At 33.6% G+C, this 15659-nt stretch carries 21 protein-coding genes and 1 pseudogene; 7 read left to right on the top strand and 15 right to left on the bottom strand.

What is annotated here, in order from left to right:
- Nucleotides 1-138 precede the first annotated feature (138 nt).
- The 3 genes from KA828_RS04475 (at nucleotide 139) to KA828_RS04465 (ending at nucleotide 1939) form a co-directional block, all read left to right on the top strand.
- Nucleotides 139-660, top strand: coding sequence for a DUF3278 domain-containing protein (locus tag KA828_RS04475; protein ID WP_178377495.1), 522 nt, complete (start codon nucleotides 139-141; stop codon nucleotides 658-660).
- Nucleotides 657-1160, top strand: coding sequence for a hypothetical protein (locus tag KA828_RS04470; protein ID WP_210125505.1), 504 nt, complete (start codon nucleotides 657-659; stop codon nucleotides 1158-1160). Before KA828_RS04475 ends, KA828_RS04470 begins: the two co-directional genes overlap by 4 nt.
- Nucleotides 1161-1222: 62 nt before the next feature.
- Complete coding sequence (locus KA828_RS04465) at nucleotides 1223-1939, top strand: epoxyqueuosine reductase QueH (RefSeq protein WP_210125504.1); 717 nt, start codon at nucleotides 1223-1225, stop codon at nucleotides 1937-1939.
- 52 nt (nucleotides 1940-1991) lie between these two features.
- Here KA828_RS04465 and KA828_RS04460 read toward each other — a convergent pair whose 3' ends face one another.
- Nucleotides 1992-2282: a hypothetical protein gene (locus KA828_RS04460; protein ID WP_210125503.1), complete on the bottom strand. Its 291-nt coding sequence runs from the start codon at nucleotides 2280-2282 to the stop codon at nucleotides 1992-1994.
- Nucleotides 2283-2363: 81 nt separating this feature from the next.
- Nucleotides 2364-3431, bottom strand: coding sequence for a quinone-dependent dihydroorotate dehydrogenase (locus KA828_RS04455; protein WP_193838916.1), 1068 nt, complete (start codon nucleotides 3429-3431; stop codon nucleotides 2364-2366).
- A 225-nt stretch (nucleotides 3432-3656) separates the two neighbouring features.
- On the opposite strand from KA828_RS04455, the gene KA828_RS04450 reads away from it, so the two are divergent.
- A complete protein-coding gene (locus KA828_RS04450; protein WP_075109412.1) occupies nucleotides 3657-4511 on the top strand; it encodes a fructosamine kinase family protein in 855 nt (284 codons plus the stop codon).
- Between the two features lie 52 nt (nucleotides 4512-4563).
- Here KA828_RS04450 and KA828_RS04445 read toward each other — a convergent pair whose 3' ends face one another.
- From KA828_RS04445 to KA828_RS04415, 7 genes and pseudogenes are all read right to left on the bottom strand, one after another.
- Entirely contained in the window at nucleotides 4564-5511 is a 948-nt protein-coding gene (locus KA828_RS04445) for an amidohydrolase family protein (RefSeq protein ID WP_075108211.1), read from the bottom strand.
- A 6-nt stretch (nucleotides 5512-5517) separates the two neighbouring features.
- A complete protein-coding gene (locus KA828_RS04440) occupies nucleotides 5518-5877 on the bottom strand; it encodes a hypothetical protein (RefSeq protein ID WP_228481709.1) in 360 nt (119 codons plus the stop codon).
- A 172-nt stretch (nucleotides 5878-6049) separates the two neighbouring features.
- Nucleotides 6050-6262 (bottom strand): annotated as a pseudogene (locus KA828_RS04435) (bile acid 7-alpha dehydratase); the annotation flags it as partial.
- A 25-nt stretch (nucleotides 6263-6287) separates the two neighbouring features.
- Complete coding sequence (locus KA828_RS04430) at nucleotides 6288-7124, bottom strand: alpha/beta fold hydrolase (RefSeq protein ID WP_210125502.1); 837 nt, start codon at nucleotides 7122-7124, stop codon at nucleotides 6288-6290.
- 55 nt (nucleotides 7125-7179) lie between these two features.
- Nucleotides 7180-8184, bottom strand: coding sequence for an amidohydrolase family protein (locus tag KA828_RS04425; protein ID WP_210125501.1), 1005 nt, complete (start codon nucleotides 8182-8184; stop codon nucleotides 7180-7182).
- 42 nt (nucleotides 8185-8226) lie between these two features.
- Nucleotides 8227-8931, bottom strand: a complete 705-nt coding sequence (locus KA828_RS04420; protein ID WP_193838921.1) for an SDR family NAD(P)-dependent oxidoreductase — start codon at nucleotides 8929-8931, stop codon at nucleotides 8227-8229.
- A complete protein-coding gene (locus tag KA828_RS04415) occupies nucleotides 8931-9488 on the bottom strand; it encodes a TetR/AcrR family transcriptional regulator (protein ID WP_210125500.1) in 558 nt (185 codons plus the stop codon). Before KA828_RS04415 ends, KA828_RS04420 begins: the two co-directional genes overlap by 1 nt.
- 122 nt (nucleotides 9489-9610) lie before the next feature.
- On the opposite strand from KA828_RS04415, the gene KA828_RS04410 reads away from it, so the two are divergent.
- Genes KA828_RS04410 through KA828_RS04400 form a run of 3 tightly spaced genes read left to right on the top strand, consistent with a single transcriptional unit; the run spans nucleotide 9611 to nucleotide 11144 of the window.
- Nucleotides 9611-9910: a DUF2316 family protein gene (locus tag KA828_RS04410; RefSeq protein WP_193838923.1), complete on the top strand. Its 300-nt coding sequence runs from the start codon at nucleotides 9611-9613 to the stop codon at nucleotides 9908-9910.
- A gap of 12 nt (nucleotides 9911-9922) precedes the next feature.
- Nucleotides 9923-10741 carry an NmrA/HSCARG family protein gene (locus KA828_RS04405; protein WP_210125498.1) on the top strand — a complete coding sequence of 273 codons (819 nt, stop codon included), beginning with the start codon at nucleotides 9923-9925 and terminating at the stop codon, nucleotides 10739-10741.
- Between the two features lie 25 nt (nucleotides 10742-10766).
- On the top strand, nucleotides 10767-11144 hold the full coding sequence (locus KA828_RS04400) for a VOC family protein (protein ID WP_210125497.1): 378 nt from the start codon (nucleotides 10767-10769) through the stop codon (nucleotides 11142-11144).
- A gap of 91 nt (nucleotides 11145-11235) precedes the next feature.
- Here KA828_RS04400 and KA828_RS04395 read toward each other — a convergent pair whose 3' ends face one another.
- From KA828_RS04395 to KA828_RS04370, 6 genes are all read right to left on the bottom strand, one after another.
- Nucleotides 11236-12105 carry a DMT family transporter gene (locus KA828_RS04395; RefSeq protein WP_075108202.1) on the bottom strand — a complete coding sequence of 290 codons (870 nt, stop codon included), beginning with the start codon at nucleotides 12103-12105 and terminating at the stop codon, nucleotides 11236-11238.
- Nucleotides 12098-12523, bottom strand: coding sequence for an NUDIX hydrolase (locus tag KA828_RS04390; protein WP_053016377.1), 426 nt, complete (start codon nucleotides 12521-12523; stop codon nucleotides 12098-12100). Before KA828_RS04390 ends, KA828_RS04395 begins: the two co-directional genes overlap by 8 nt.
- A complete protein-coding gene (locus KA828_RS04385) occupies nucleotides 12492-13259 on the bottom strand; it encodes a class I SAM-dependent methyltransferase (RefSeq protein WP_210125496.1) in 768 nt (255 codons plus the stop codon). Before KA828_RS04385 ends, KA828_RS04390 begins: the two co-directional genes overlap by 32 nt.
- Before the next feature lie 392 nt (nucleotides 13260-13651).
- Nucleotides 13652-13888, bottom strand: a complete 237-nt coding sequence (locus KA828_RS04380) for a DUF896 domain-containing protein (protein WP_011274805.1) — start codon at nucleotides 13886-13888, stop codon at nucleotides 13652-13654.
- 12 nt (nucleotides 13889-13900) lie between these two features.
- A complete protein-coding gene (locus tag KA828_RS04375; protein WP_210125495.1) occupies nucleotides 13901-14845 on the bottom strand; it encodes an LLM class oxidoreductase in 945 nt (314 codons plus the stop codon).
- 207 nt (nucleotides 14846-15052) lie between these two features.
- Nucleotides 15053-15619: a TetR/AcrR family transcriptional regulator gene (locus KA828_RS04370; protein ID WP_075108199.1), complete on the bottom strand. Its 567-nt coding sequence runs from the start codon at nucleotides 15617-15619 to the stop codon at nucleotides 15053-15055.
- Nucleotides 15620-15659 lie beyond the last annotated feature (40 nt).

The following is a 15659-nucleotide window of genomic DNA, read 5'->3' as shown; positions in this document are numbered from 1 at the left end:
TTTATTACAATTATTGTAGCATAACACTTGATGTTAAGCAATCTAAATAGAATCTTTGTGTCGTCTATATTTGACATATACAGAAATGTCGTTTATATTTTACATATACCGTAATTAATAATCTTGAGGTGATCAAAGATGACCAATTTTCGAGATAAAATGATTAATCGACTCATCGGCGTAATGACTGAACGTGATGAGCGAGAAAAAGAAATGCTATACGCACATGTTACGACAACTTTTGTTATTACTTATTTTGGCTTGCTTATATTAGCTTTCATTAGTTTAATCAATGATTATGTTGTGCAGCGTGTTAATATACCAACCATTGGTGTATTCGTTTTGTTCTTTATTGTGAATATATTCTTATCGATAGGTATTCGAAAACATCATTTAGATGAAAATCGAGTTTATACTAAAGAAGCCTATCAAAGGGTGTTAAAAAAGCATAAGTTAAGTTGTTTACTCGGTGGTATCATGTTCGGTGTCATTATGAGTTTACTTAATTTAACGCGATTATATTTTTCTGATCAAAAGATTGAATTAGGATTTTTTATAACGGTTAATTTGATGGCATCTTTAATTTTCGGTTTAGTCAGTTATTTTGCTGGTAAGAGTAAAATTGTTAAGGCATACAATGAAGGGGCGTATAAAGAATGAATAAATTTAGTAATGCGTTATTCAATTGGTTTACACAAAATCCTACAGATCGAGATGAGCGTGAACAAGGTGTCCTTGAACATAAATTAGCAGTTATGTTTTTAATAACCTATATATTAATAGTTATCTTAGGTACAGTTAGTTTGATTATAGATATGATGAGAGAAACAGTAAGCTTCGGAACGGTGTGCTTATTAGTATTAAGTGTTATTTTAACGTTTGCCTCTCTATGGATTAATAGAAGAAATCGTTTAGATGAGTTAAAAGCGACTTCTGCAGAAGCGTATAAATATTGGGTGAAGAAACTTGCATTAAAATGCGCGTTTTTAGTTGTTTATTTTGCAGTGATGATGTTTATTATTACAGGCGTTATCTTTCCGTATATTTTTAATGACGGGTTTGACTTTAAAGCGCAATTCATCCGATGTGTCATCTCTGGCGTGCTATTCGGAGGCTTCATGTTTACTTATTACATGATGATGTTGAAAAAAGAATATTAACGATGATTCGGCTCCTTAAGTATTATATAATAAATTTATATAATACTTAAGGAGTCATTTTTATGTTAAACGCGGATCCAATTATTGCTAAAATGAAAAATCAAAAAATCAACTATGATCGAGTACTGAAAAAATTAATTCATCAATGGGAAAGGGAAGGATTGAGACCTAAAATCTTGCTACATAGTTGTTGTGCGCCATGTAGCACTTACACGTTAGAATATTTAACAGAGTATGCTGATGTGGCGATTTACTTTGCTAATCCTAACATCCATCCTAAAAATGAATATTTAAGACGTGCTAAGGTTCAAGAACAATTCGTTAAAGATTTTAATGAGACGACTGGAAAGCAAGTGGAATATATTGAAGCAGAATATAAGCCACATGAATTTATGAAAATGGCGAAATCGCGTGGACTTACTGAAGAACCAGAAGGTGGCTTACGTTGTACTGCATGTTTTGAAATGCGTTTAGAGCTTGTTGCTGAAGCTGCTGTGAAATACGGCTATGATTATTTTGGTAGTGCCCTTACATTATCCCCTAAAAAGAATGCGCAATTAATTAACGAGTTAGGGCTGGAAGTGCAACATTTATATGATGTGAACTATTTACCAAGTGACTTTAAAAAGAATAAAGGATATGAACGTTCAATAGAAATGTGTAATGACTATCACATTTTTAGACAATGCTATTGTGGATGTGTCTTTGCTGCGATGGCACAAGGGATAGATTTCAAACAAATCAATCAAGAAGCGAAAGATTTTTTACAACAATTTTAATTAAAATGACTCCTAATTTGAAGTTGAAGTATTTCAAATTAGGAGTCTTGTTTTATAATGTTCGATTAATAAACCGTATAATAGCTAAGACGGCAATAACAAATGCAGAAAGAAAACCTGCAATTTTTAATCCTTTTTTCTGTTTCTCAGGTTCTGGATCTTCATTTTCCATCATTTCAAGCAACTCGCGTTCGATTTCAAGATCAAGTGCGGTCTTCTTTTCGCCATTATAGCCAATGCTATTATCATCATTTGATGATTGATGATTCGGTTTAGATGATTGCGTTTGGTTTTTAGTCGCTTGGTCTGCATTGTGTTTAGTATCTTTATCTTCTGCAGTCATACGCATACCCCTCCGGTAAACTAGTTATCTTTGGCTTTAGTATAGTACTTTTTAAAATTAAGTAAAGCCATATCACCATTATTATTTGGCATCTAAACCAATGATATCACTTACATTGTTGTATTGATGTTGTTTTAAATATGCAGCGATGTCTTTATTAATCTTCTTAGTTAATCCAGGACCTTCGATAACTAATGACGAATATATTTGAACGAGAGAGGCACCATTTCGCATCATTTGAATGGCATCTTTAGCGCTAAATATACCGCCTGTGCCGATAATTAAGAATTCACCTTTAGTTTGTTGGTATGCCCATTTCACTAATTCTAAATTTCTTTTGAAAAGGGGGCGCCCACTTAAGCCACCGTCTTCTACTTTATTCGCAGATGTTAAACCATCACGTTGTCGTGTTGTATTAGCGAGAATCATACCATCAAATGTTTCTGTAATCGCTGGTAAAATCGTTTTAAATCCATCAAGCTCTAAATCAGAAGTTAATTTTAAGAAAATAGGGACATTTACTTCTGTATGCGCTTTGAAATCTTTTAATGCGTTACATAACATTGAAAATTCATCTTTATCATGGAAACTTTGTAAGTTCTCAGTGTTTGGTGAACTAATATTGACTGTAAAGAAGGATACATCTGCTTTAAACGTATCAATCACTTTAATGTAATCTTGATAGCGATCGTTGTATGGCGTCGTTTTATTTACGCCAACGTTTAAGCCAACAGGAATCGCGTATGAATGGCGACGTAAATTCCATAACGCACGATTCATACCAATATTGTTAAAGCCCATACGGTTAATTAAGGCATTATCTTCTACTAGACGATACATACGTGGTTTCGGATTGCCATCTTGAGGTTTTGGTGTAATACCACCTAATTCAAGTGCACCGAACCCAACATTTTCAAGTGCTTTAGGGACTTCACAAGATTTGTCAAAGCCTGCAGCTAAGCCGATTGGATTGTTAAATGTAATACCTTTAATCGTTTGCGTTAATGATGGGTCTTCATAATTAAATAGTTTATGCATCACAGGTAATAAGAAAGCACGCTTCTGTGCGAGTTTCAAAGCGTCGATCGTCATACTGTGTGCTTTTTCAGGGTCAAATTTAAATAATAGTGGTTTAATTAGTTTATACATAATAATGCTCCTATTTCATTGTATTTGAGGCTTACTATCCTCATTTAATATCATTGAAAAAACATTCCTCTCTAAGACTAGCATGTTCAACCATAATTGCATAGTTAATTTAAAGACTGTTTGAAAATTTGCCTTAACTAAAATCGATATAAGGACGTACGATTAGTTAACGCATTTTCAGGAAATATAATATAGTAAGAAGATGTATGCGAAGGAGGAATCATCATGAAGAAAGATTGGCAAGCACAGCTACCATTAGACCAAATCAGTGATATTTCACCAGTCAGTGGTGGAGATGTCAATGAGGCATTCAAAGTAACGACTAAGGATGATGTGTATTTCTTGTTAGTTCAGCGTAATCGAGATAAGTCATTCTATGCAGCTGAAATCGCTGGACTCAATGCATTTGAACAAGCAGGTATAACGGCACCACGTGTCATTGATAGTGGTGAAATCAATGGGGATGCTTTCTTGATATTAAGTTATTTAGATGAAGGAACAAGTGGTAGCCAGCGTGAATTAGGTCAATTAGTAGCAAAAATGCATAGCCAACAACAACAAGATGGTCAATTTGGATTCGATTTACCACATGAGGGTGGAGATATTTCATTTGATAATTCATGGTCAGAGTCATGGGTTGAAATCTTTGTCGAACGCCGCATGGATCACTTGAGAGATGAACTGATGCGTAAAGGGTTATGGCATGCCGAAGATAATAAAGTATATGAACAAGTCCGTACTGTGATGGTAAATGAATTAGAGGATCATCACAGCAAACCATCGTTGTTACATGGAGATTTATGGGGTGGCAATTACATGTTTTTAACGGATGGACGTCCAGCGCTATTCGACCCGGCTCCGTTCTATGGAGATAGAGAGTTTGATTTAGGTATTACGACGGTATTCGGTGGCTTTACCCAAGCATTCTATGATGAATATGAGAAACATTATCCTTTAGGAAAAGGTGCACGTAAACGTTTAGAATTTTATAGATTATATTTATTTATGGTTCATTTACTTAAATTTGGTGGAATGTACGCAAGTAGCGTGAACCGATCAATGGATGAAATATTGGCATAAACAATAAGCATAAATGGCACCGGTACAGTGATACCGGTGCCATTTATGTTTATTATTTTTCATTAATTGATTTTAATAATTGTTTACCGTTATCATATAACATTTTTTCAAGTTCATGTCGTGAGATGAATTCAGTTGTTTCCAATTCATCTGCTAACATTGTAACGACTTGATCTGTTGTATACGGTGCATCTGAACCATATACAATTTTATTCATATCTACACTTTGAGCAATATTTGGAAGCTGATAAGGTAAGACTTTTCCAGCTAAATCAAAATATAATGTTTGCATAACTTGTTCTAAATCATCAGGTTGACGCGTACTACCAAACATCTTATTACCCATTGCGACACGTTGCGCAATGACAGGCAATAATGCGCCACAATGCGGAATAATCCATTTAATATTTGGATACTTGCTAAACACATTATTTTGGCTCATATAAATGACTGTGCGTGTGGTATCAAAGATAAACTCCATTAAAGGTGCAGGAACAACGTCGCTCATTGCTTCGATATTAGGCTTAGGCTCATTTGGGTGCAGTGCCACAACGGCATGACGTTCATTTAATTTAGCTAATATGTTATCCAAACGGTCATCACCAATATAAATACCTCGTGCATTTGTAGGTAAGGTGAAACCTAAAGCACCTTGTTGATCTAATGCAGTATTAATCGTTTCAATGCTTTCATCCACTAATGGAAGTGGTAACGTCGCAAAGAAACCTAATTGCTCTGGGTATATGTGTGTAAATTCAGATGCATACGCATTGACTTCTTTAGCTAAGTCAATCATTTCTTCATCTGGTGCCACACTGATATGTGGGCTCGAAATAGATAGCACACCATATTCAATGTCCATACGTGTCATTAATTCTAAATAACTTTCAGGTGAGAACTTCGGTGTTGCTACGCCATCACCTTTGCCATCGAAATAATCATCTAGAAACTTCGAGAATCCAGGTGATATATAATGTGCATGTAAATCAATTTTCTTCATATTTTATTACGCTTCTTTCTCTTCTTCTTTAAAAGTTAGCCAATCATCAATTTCATCATAATAGGCATTGACTTCGTTCGGTCTATCAATGCCTTGTAACTCACTGTTCACATCATAGCCAATAGCATTTAATGCATAAGATAAGCAAGCATAACTTGGACGATAATCTGCAAAGTCATTCTTTGGCAAATTAATCGTCGTTGGTTTAACCGGTGTTAGGCTATCTTTCTCATATATACATTCAAGACGTGTAATATACCAAACTCCTTGATTATCTTGTTCGAGACAATATACTAATTTGGCATCTGATTGTAATTCCATTTCAACATTTTGAATTGAAAGGCGTGTTTGAATGGTCGCTTGCATAATTGCTACAGCACGTGTGTCATTAATCCAAACTTGGGGGAGTGGGACAGAATTCGTTTTAAATTCGTCGTCCCACCCCCGCAAGGATGACTAGAACTGAGAAAAGCTTGATTTAAGCGCCTTTTCAGTTCAGTCAGCAACTGCGATTTTGCAAAAGAGCATCATTATATTATTTATGTCCTAGGCTCCTAGATGAAGCGACAAACTCACTACCATTACCTTTAAACCATGAAATATTGATATAAGAATCATTTGCGAAACACGTTTTCATGCTCTCCCATAGGGCATTGTCACGACAGAAACGTTCAAATTGAATAAGCTCAAGAATATCTTCTTTAGCGAGTAACGTTTCGTTAGTATAAGGTTTATTTCTCGTGAAAAGCACTAAAATGACACTCCTTTAATTCAAATTAATCCCACATTTCAAGTAATACATTAGCGAAACCTTCAGGTTCTTGAACGTATCCTAAGTGACCCCCTGGAATGTCGATGATGTTGATACCAGTTTCTTCAGAAATGAAGAAGTTAACTTCTTGAGGGAATGAACCTTTTGAAGCTGTACCATTTAATAAAGTAATGATGTCATTATGTTTATTAAAATCATCAATTGAAATATCGGATTCTGTATATTGACGAATTTCATATTTGAACCAACCTAACATTTCATCGAAACGTTTTTTACTGTCAGCATCATTCTCAGCTTGAGCTGGTTTTGACATGTATTGTTGGTCTAATTTACTAATTTGTAACGTTTCGCCAAATAATTTCATTGCTTGAGGCATACCTTCATTAATTGCAATATCAATGATTTCAGCATTTTTATCTTGCCAATATGTCGCATCTGGTAAAAATGTGTTAATTGGTGGTTCGTGGAATGCGATTTTTTTAACGACATCTGAATGTTCTTTTAAAACGTGCATTGCCACGATTGAACCTGAGCTTGAACCTAATACATAGACAGGTTCATCACTTAATGATTTCGCTAATTCAGCGATATCTTGTGCGTCACGTTTAACACGGTAACGACTATCTGGATTGATTGCTTCTTCAGGTAGTGGTTCAGTTAATTCACTTTGACCATAGCCACGGCGATCTACAGCGACAACTGTGAATTTATCTTTTAATTGTTGTGCAAGTGGCATGAAGATATCTCCAGTTCCGTTTGCACCAGGGATGAAGATGATAACAGGACCATTGCCCACTTTGTGATAACGTAATTTAGCGCCTTGTAATTCTAATGTTTCCATTTATAAAACCTCCGATTAAATTTGTATGATTTAGTCTTTAATTGTAGTTATATGACTATTTATCTAAACCCAACAATTTAGCACCATTGGTATAACTCATTTTCTCTTGTTCTTCTTCAGTTAAACCTAGTTCACTTAAGAATGTGCCTAAATTTTCCGGTTCAACATAAGGGTAGTCAGCTGAATATAGTATTCTATCAATACCGACTTCTGCTTTGACTAAATCAAATTGTGGTTTCGTTAACATACCACTTGGTGTAATGTAGAAATTATTTTTGAAATAATGACTAATTGGATGTTGTAGGTGATCTGCAAATAAAATAGAATCCATACGTTCTAAGAAGAATGGTACAAATTCGCCCCAGTGTCCAATAATAATATTTAAGTTTGGATGACGATCAAATACACCTGAAAGCACTAAATGAATCGCGTGAATACCTACATCAACATGCCAGCCATAACCGAAACATGCGAATGTAGCAGCTGTTACGTCTGGATAGTTCCCTTTATAGTACGCTTGATATACATCACTTTGTACTGGAGATGGATGTAAATAGATTGGCGTGTTTAATGCTTCAGCGGCGGCGAATAATGGTTCGTATGCATCTTGATCAAGGAAACCGTTTTTAGGGTGTCCCATAATTAAGGCACCTTTGAAATTTAAGTCATTGATACAACGTTTAAATTCTTCAACTGTTGCCTCTGGTTCGTTAATTGGTAACGTCGCAAATCCAACAAATCGATCTGGATATTTTTCAATATATTCTGCTAATGTATCGTTTGCCTTTTTACATAAATCAATCGCACGTTGTCCTTCTAAGTTTGATGGTGCGCCATTACCATAGGATAATACTTGCATTTCAACATCATGTTTATCCATAAATTCAATACGTTTGTCGTGATGTGATATTTCATCTGCATCTGTGAAACCTGATTTTTGTTCAAGACCTTCAAGCATTGTTTTCATTGGCACGCCCTTAGGGTCAGCGGACATATGTTCCATTGTTTCCTTTTGAATTTCTTCTACAACATAATGTTCTTCAAAGTTAATACTTTTCATTAGAAAAGCCTCCTAAATATTAATTCATTGAATAAATAAAAATTACCAAGGCATAGTGCCATTGCCATCAATAAAGGTACCTGTAGGGCCATCTGTATCAATAGTTGCAAGTTGAACAATAGGGATGATACCTTCAGATGCAGGTTTAGAATTGTTACTAAAATCTCCAACTAAATCCGTGTTGGTTGAACCTGGATCTGCAGCATTGATTTGCATATGCGGTAATCCTTTCGCATATTGTACGGTCAACATCGTTACGGCAGATTTTGATGAACAATAAGCTAATGAATTTACTCTAGATTCTTGTGTATCAGGGTTTGTTACCATGCCGAATGAACCTAAACCACTACTTACATTGACTACAACAGGTTGGTCAGATTGTTCAAGAAGTGGAATGAAGGTGTTCATCATACGTACGATACTAAAGACGTTTGTGTTATACACGTTCTCCACGTCTTCAACAGTTAAATCTGCAGGTTTAGCGAAACCACCTGAGATACCAGCATTATTGACTAATACGTCTAAACGTCCTTCTTGTTCTTGAATGGTTTTAAAAGCATTTTGAACTGAAGCGTCATCGGTAACATCTAGTTGCACATAATCTATGCCAAGTGATTCAGCAGCTTTTTGACCGCGTGCTTCATCACGAGAACCAATATAAACTTTATGTCCTTGTTCCTTTAGTGCTTTCGCAGTTTCAAAGCCTAACCCTTTGTTGCCGCCAGTGATTAACGTGATTCTTTTCATTATTTCGTCACCTCTGTAGGTAAATATAGTTTGGTTAAATTATTTCTAAATGTTTCATTAGAAAGTTGTCGTTCGTTTTTTTGAAATTCAAAGGTCTCAGTTGTTAAAGATTTTAATAGCATATCTGTTTTAAATATTGCCCAAGATTCGTCTGTATAATCATTAAATAAATCAAAGTAATATTGATTCAAATGTTTGAAGAAGTCACTTTCACGGAACAACTGGGCATTATCTTTACCTTCAATACAATGTAATAAACCACTATTATCCGTTTTGAATTTTAAAAATATATCCAGCGAATGGGCCATGATATCAGTTTTAGACGCATAGTGTGATTTGATTTCTAGCATTTGCGTCATAATGTCATCGAAGTCATGTTCGATAATGCGATAGCATAGGTCACTTTTATCTTTGAAGTGACGATAGAGTGTCCCCATACCAATATTCAATTCCTTAGAAATTCTATTCATACTTACATTTTCAACGCCTTCGGAATTAAATAATTCTAGTGCTTTGTCTTCAATACGTTGTCGATTCTTTAATGCATCCTTACGCATCATATCACCTCTTAAATAGATTTCGTTGACAAACGGATAACTGTCCGTTTATTATAAATCTTGTTAATGATGAATACAAATATAAAGGGTTAATTAATTTATTTTTTGAAAAGAGGGTAAATATGTCATTAAATAAACATCAAAGACACGTGACGAGTGAAGAGTTGAAAGCACATTTCCATGAATCAACATTAAGTATTGAAAATATTGCTCAAGAAATGAATATTTCTATTGAAGAAGTGGAAAGGGTATTAGACATGGATGCCCCAAATGGTTTCTTTGGCAATAAATTGCAAACATTTATACACTTAGTGTGGGATGTTCGTGATTTAATTAATGACAACATTAGACAAAACGGCAATCAACCTAAAGACTATACGTATTTAAAAGGTGACAAAGAAGATTATTGGTTTTTACAATAGGAGAGATAAATAATGAGTAAAAGTATATTAGTTATTGGTGCTACAGGTAAACAAGGTAACGCTGTAGTAAAGCAATTATTGAAAGATGATTGGAAAGTTCGTGCTTTTACACGTAATCAACATAATGAAACGTTGACTTCAATCGATAGTGACAATTTAGAGATATTTGAAGGCGATTTAAGTCATCAAGATAGCTTATCAAAGGCTATGGAAGGACAATATGGTGTTTATAGTGTTCAACCTATTATTGTAGACAATGTAGAAGAAGAATTACGTCAAGGTAAGATGATTATTCAAACGGCGGAACAACAAGGTATTGAATACGTTGTTTACAGCACTGCAGGTGGTGTGAATCGTGATCGTACAGGTCCTCACTTTGAAGCACTTGCTGAGATTGAGAATGAGCTTAAAGCAAGCGCGTTAAACTACACAATTATTAAACCATCATTTTTCATGGATAATTTCTTAAGAATTACTAAAGTAGAGAATGGCGAAATTGTAATCCCTGAATTTATCGATAGAGATGTTAAATTTGCGATGATTTCTTCAATCGATATCGCTAAAATTGCAGCCAATGTGTTTGCGAACAATGAAAAATATAACCACCAAGCCATTGAAATCGCTTCTGATGAACTTACGTTAAAAGACGTTGTGAAGACATTTGCTACGGTGACAGGTAAACCTACAGAAATTAAAGGGTCATTTTCAAGTGGTACTGCCGAACGTGGTTGGCTTGAAGAAAAAGGGTATGTGATTGATTTTAAACAAATGGATGACATTAATCCCAATCGCTTAACGTTAGAACAATGGATTAGTGAAGTGAACTTTTAATTTTTTTTAAATGAGGGGGAAGACTATGATTCAATCAATGTGGTTTAATTTACATGTCGAAGATTTAGAACGTAGCGAGAAATTTTACAAAAATTTAGGCTTTGAGATTAATAAAAATCCAGATATGCTAGACAAAATGGTTGGTATTACAATCGGACAAACGATTGTGATTTTAATTGAAAATAACCATTTTGAAAAAGTGACGCATGAATCAGTTTCAAAACAACCTAATGAAGTCATCATATCTTTAGGTGTAAAAACGACTGATGAAGTGGATGAGTTAATGCATAAAGTGGAAGTGCTAGGCGGTAAAGTGATAGATGAGCCTGGGACTTATCAAGGATATTACGGTGCAACTTTTGCAGACCCAGATGGACATAAATATAATTTCTTAGTTTGTTAGTTCAATTAATTTTATAAAATACGCTAATTAATATACGCCCCAAAGTTAGAATGAGATCTAATGTTGGGGCGCATTTTTAATGAAAAAGTGATCATGAAGACGTTTTTTTATCTTTATATAGGTTCATATAAATGATAGAAATAATGATTAAAATCGCACCGGTTATGAATTTAGGTGTTAATGGTAAAGGGAAAAACGGGAAAGAAAATATAAACACAAATATAGGATTGAGGGTTCTTATAATATTCGCTTCACGAAACGAAATGTATTTCAAGCCTTCATAAAATAATAAAAGTCCTATTACACCACTGCACAAAGCAGAAAGTAAAATAGAGAACAAACCTATGCCTATATGTATGGTATGTAAATGATTAGTCACAATTAATATGATACCTAGCAACAAAGTAGAAGTCGCCTGATTGTATAGTAAGATGGTTTTAGAATCAATGTCTTTAACGGTCTTTTTAGCTAACATATTCGTTAGCGCAAAAAAGAATGTATAAGATAGGGCGGCAATCACACCTAATAAACTGTTAAAATCACCTGAAAAATGAGTAATCAAGAATGAACCTATAACAGCAAAAATTATAGGAAGGGTATCGTGTTTGCACAACGTTTCATTTAGAAAGAGAACTGAAAGAAACAATGCAAATATAATATAAAATCTTCCTAATAATCCAACACTAACTGGATCTAACAAACTTAAACTTACATATTGGAGTAAAATACCTATTGTATTAGTAATACCTAAGAGCCATATAAATTTGTTATGATAGATTTTTATTTTACTTTTATCGAATAATACAGTGATTAATAATATTAAAGTTGAAAACAAAGCATTAAAAAAACTTGCTTGAATAGGTGATAAATCAGTGAGTGAAAGTTTGTTTAATATTGGGGTTAAAGACATGATTGCTACGGAAATAATATTAAATAAATACCCTTTTTTAACCTTATTCATGGTATGCTCCTAAATATTTAAAAATTTCTTCATATAACCCATCTTGAAATGATAATAAATTTTTGTCTAATGGTTCTTTCGTAAGTATTCTTTCAGTAGTTTCTGAATATTTCGGTATATCTTTAAAATAGCTTACTTCAGCTTTTGTAATTGTAGTGGTATGGCCATTTGGTAGTATATAGTAACCTAAATAGTCTATATCATTTTCAGTGATGACAGCGCCAGACTCTTCATAAGCTTCTCTGATAGCTGTCTCATTCATCGTTTCATTATGGTTTACCTTACCTCCTGTTAATTCCCATGCTCTTTTTTTATTTTTAACAAAAACAAGATGTCCTTGATAGGTTAAAACAATTAAAACAGAATCATATTTTGTAACTGTCTCATTAAATTGAAGTTTGATATGATTTATAATCATTTTTATCTACCTCCTTTATGAGGTATATATAACTGTAGAATCCAAAATTTTTATTAAAAACATTTAATATTTGATCAATTGATGAAATCAGTTTAAAACTGATTGAGTCGTTCTTAAAAGTCTTTCGTAGTTCAGTATTTCGTGAGACTACTTTAAAACCATATTTATTAGCTATCTTTTCTAAATCATTTACGCTATATTCCGTTTGATAACCAAATTTCCAAACTTTTAATAAAATTTTTATTTTCTTATCTAAAATACCAAACGAATATTTATTTGGTGTCATTAATATAAGGTGTCCATTAGTTTTCAATACTCTATACATTTCATTCATGACTTTATCAGGGTTTAGAAAATGTTCTATAACACCTAATGAAATAACTGTATCAAATGTATTTTGAGGGTAAGGTAAATTTTGAACATCTCCAATAACATACTTAAATTTGATTCCAGTTTTAATCATATACTCAGTTGCAATACTTTTTGCATTTTCAGAAATATCAATACCATGTCCTTCAATTTTATATTTCTCAATAAGTTTGAATTGGATGGCCCCATCTCCGCATCCAGCTTCTAATACTTTATCGCCTGGACTAAAATAATATTCATTATAAATAAATGTTTTTAATTTATCTTTTGCTCTTTCAATTCTTGATGGTGGGAAATTATATGATTCTTTTTTGTTAGAAAACTTCCATACATTTTCCCAATGATGTTTACTTGATACTTTATTCATAGATGCACCTTCTTAGTTGTTTTATATATTATTATATATTTATTTTATATAATATCATAATTATTATCGTGATAAGTTATGATTTTTGATTCTATACCTGAATATATCTTATAAATAAACATTTGTAGCTTGAACTATTCTACGATAGACTATGAAATATATTTGTTGAGTGGCATAGAGAATCAGTCGCATAAACGAACATAAGTGAGCAATCACTTCATTAAGTAATTTTAATTATTAAAATCAAAGAACTACTTTATAGTTTCCCTAGGAAAGGGTTTCAACAAATTGAGCTGTGATTCAACTCAGAATTTTACTCAAAAATATGGACATAAAAAAGCTGCCCTCAAAGTTGGAACTTTAAGGGCAGCCTAAGTCTTAATAATATGCTTTTAATTTTCTTGAATATTGCCGTATTCTTCTCTTAAGTCATACACTTTATCTGGTGTAACGTCTTGTCCAAGTGGGTCTAAAACTTTCATAGTAGAGAAAGTATGAAGTACTTGACCTCTTATCATACCTAAATATTCTTGTCTTAATTGATGTTGTTCTTGTTTTTCTTCAACGCTCAAACTTTCAACTTTTTCTTTATTTGCTAATTGATTAATTCTATCTAGTAATTCTCTCATTATTTATTCCTCCTAATTTGTATGTGCTGGGAAGTGGGGTACAATATACGTTCCAACTTCTTCTATGAGTTCTTCGATATCACGATCATCATTTGTAAATCTTAAGATAATATGATTTGTATTAATTGATTCATAAGCTTTTAATATTTGTAATAAATTTTTACGTCCAGTACGGAAACCACCTTTGATCGGTTTAACTGTTTCATTTGGATTTCGGGATAAATTAATCATTAAGATATTCATAAACGGTTTGAAACGGTCGGTACCACTGTGCCAAGCTTCAACTAATTTCTTTTGATCTTGAAAAGATTGGGCGTAAAATAACCAGCCATCCATATGTTGTTGTAACCAGGACATAGACTGTCTTGAGTAGCCTGTACCAAACATAGGAATTGTATGATACTTAGGCAATGCTTGTAACCCTGAATCCTCATATAATTCAAAAATTGAATTTGAAATGTTGGGAGAATATGATTGCCAAAGTGCTCTTAATGATTGAATGGTTGTTTGATAACGTTCTGTTAATTCACTTTCATCTACTTTAAATGCAGGGAATTCGAAAGAACGATCACCGGTAGCCATACCGAGTAATAAACGTTGATTGGAAATAAGATCAAGTGAGGCTGCTGATTTAGCAAGGTGAATGGGATGTCGTAAGGTTGCTACGGTACTACCCGTACCTAGTGCAATTTTAGAGGTAAAGGCACTCAGATAGGTTAAAAAGACGAACGGATCATAATTCGTTGTAACCTTGCCTAAATGAGGACTGTACAGTGGATTATCTCTCACAGATAAACTTGCAAACCCCAAAGACTCTGCCTTTTGAGCGTATCTCACTTGTTCATCAAAATCTATATTATTTTGTTGTTTATTATCAAATGGTATGGATAAACCTAGCGTCAATTTATTATTTTTGAACGTTCGTTTAAATCCCTCATGTTCATCGATATCTGACATGTCTTTCCCTCCTTACGTAATTAATGTTAAAACAACATGTATTACTTAACTAACACTTGTTGTATAAATGTAATATACGCCCTATTTGATTAACATGCAACATACATGCTTATGAAACATGTTGTTTAGACAACAATGCTCAGTATTTGTTGATTAGATTAGCTTTTTCCATAAAAAAACTTCCAAGGCTATGCCTCAGAAGTTGAATTATAAGTGTGTTATATGATGAATTAAGAAAGGTAAATTTTTATCTATAAAAGCTTCAGCTGAAAGTGAACTTGTATCGAGCCAATGTCGGGCGAGACCACATAATCCTGAAGCTAGAAAGCTCGCACTGTTAACGAGTATGTCAATATCATGTTCAGGATAGCTATTGCGAAGCATAATGGTAAAAATATCCTCTAATTCATTATTGATACGTTGATGGGCTTGGTTACAGAACGTTTCACTATTCATTTTGCATGAATCTTGTACTTCAACCATATAATTGGCAATAGATATAAATAGATTAGTAATGACGGTTTCATTAATCATATCAGAAATAGCTAACGTGTCATTTAGATCTTTCAGAATCGTTTCAGATAAAGTGTAATCGAGAATATCATATTTATCTGTAAAATGTGCGTAGAAAGTAGCACGGTTGACTGTAGCACGTTCAGTAATATCTTTAACCGTTATTTGCGACATCTTTTTCTCTCGGGAAACCTCTTGAAACGCGTCTACCAGTAGTTTCTTTGTTCTAATAATACGCGGGTCTACCTTAGTCGTAGTCATTATAGGCACCTCCCTTATTGACTTATTACTTACATTAAAT

Origin of the sequence: Staphylococcus sp. GDY8P85P (genome assembly GCF_017892405.1) — a bacterium.
Lineage (GTDB): Bacteria > Bacillota > Bacilli > Staphylococcales > Staphylococcaceae > Staphylococcus > Staphylococcus borealis.
The sequence above is the reverse complement of the archived record's forward strand: the minus strand, read 5'-3'. Positions and strand labels throughout refer to the sequence as shown.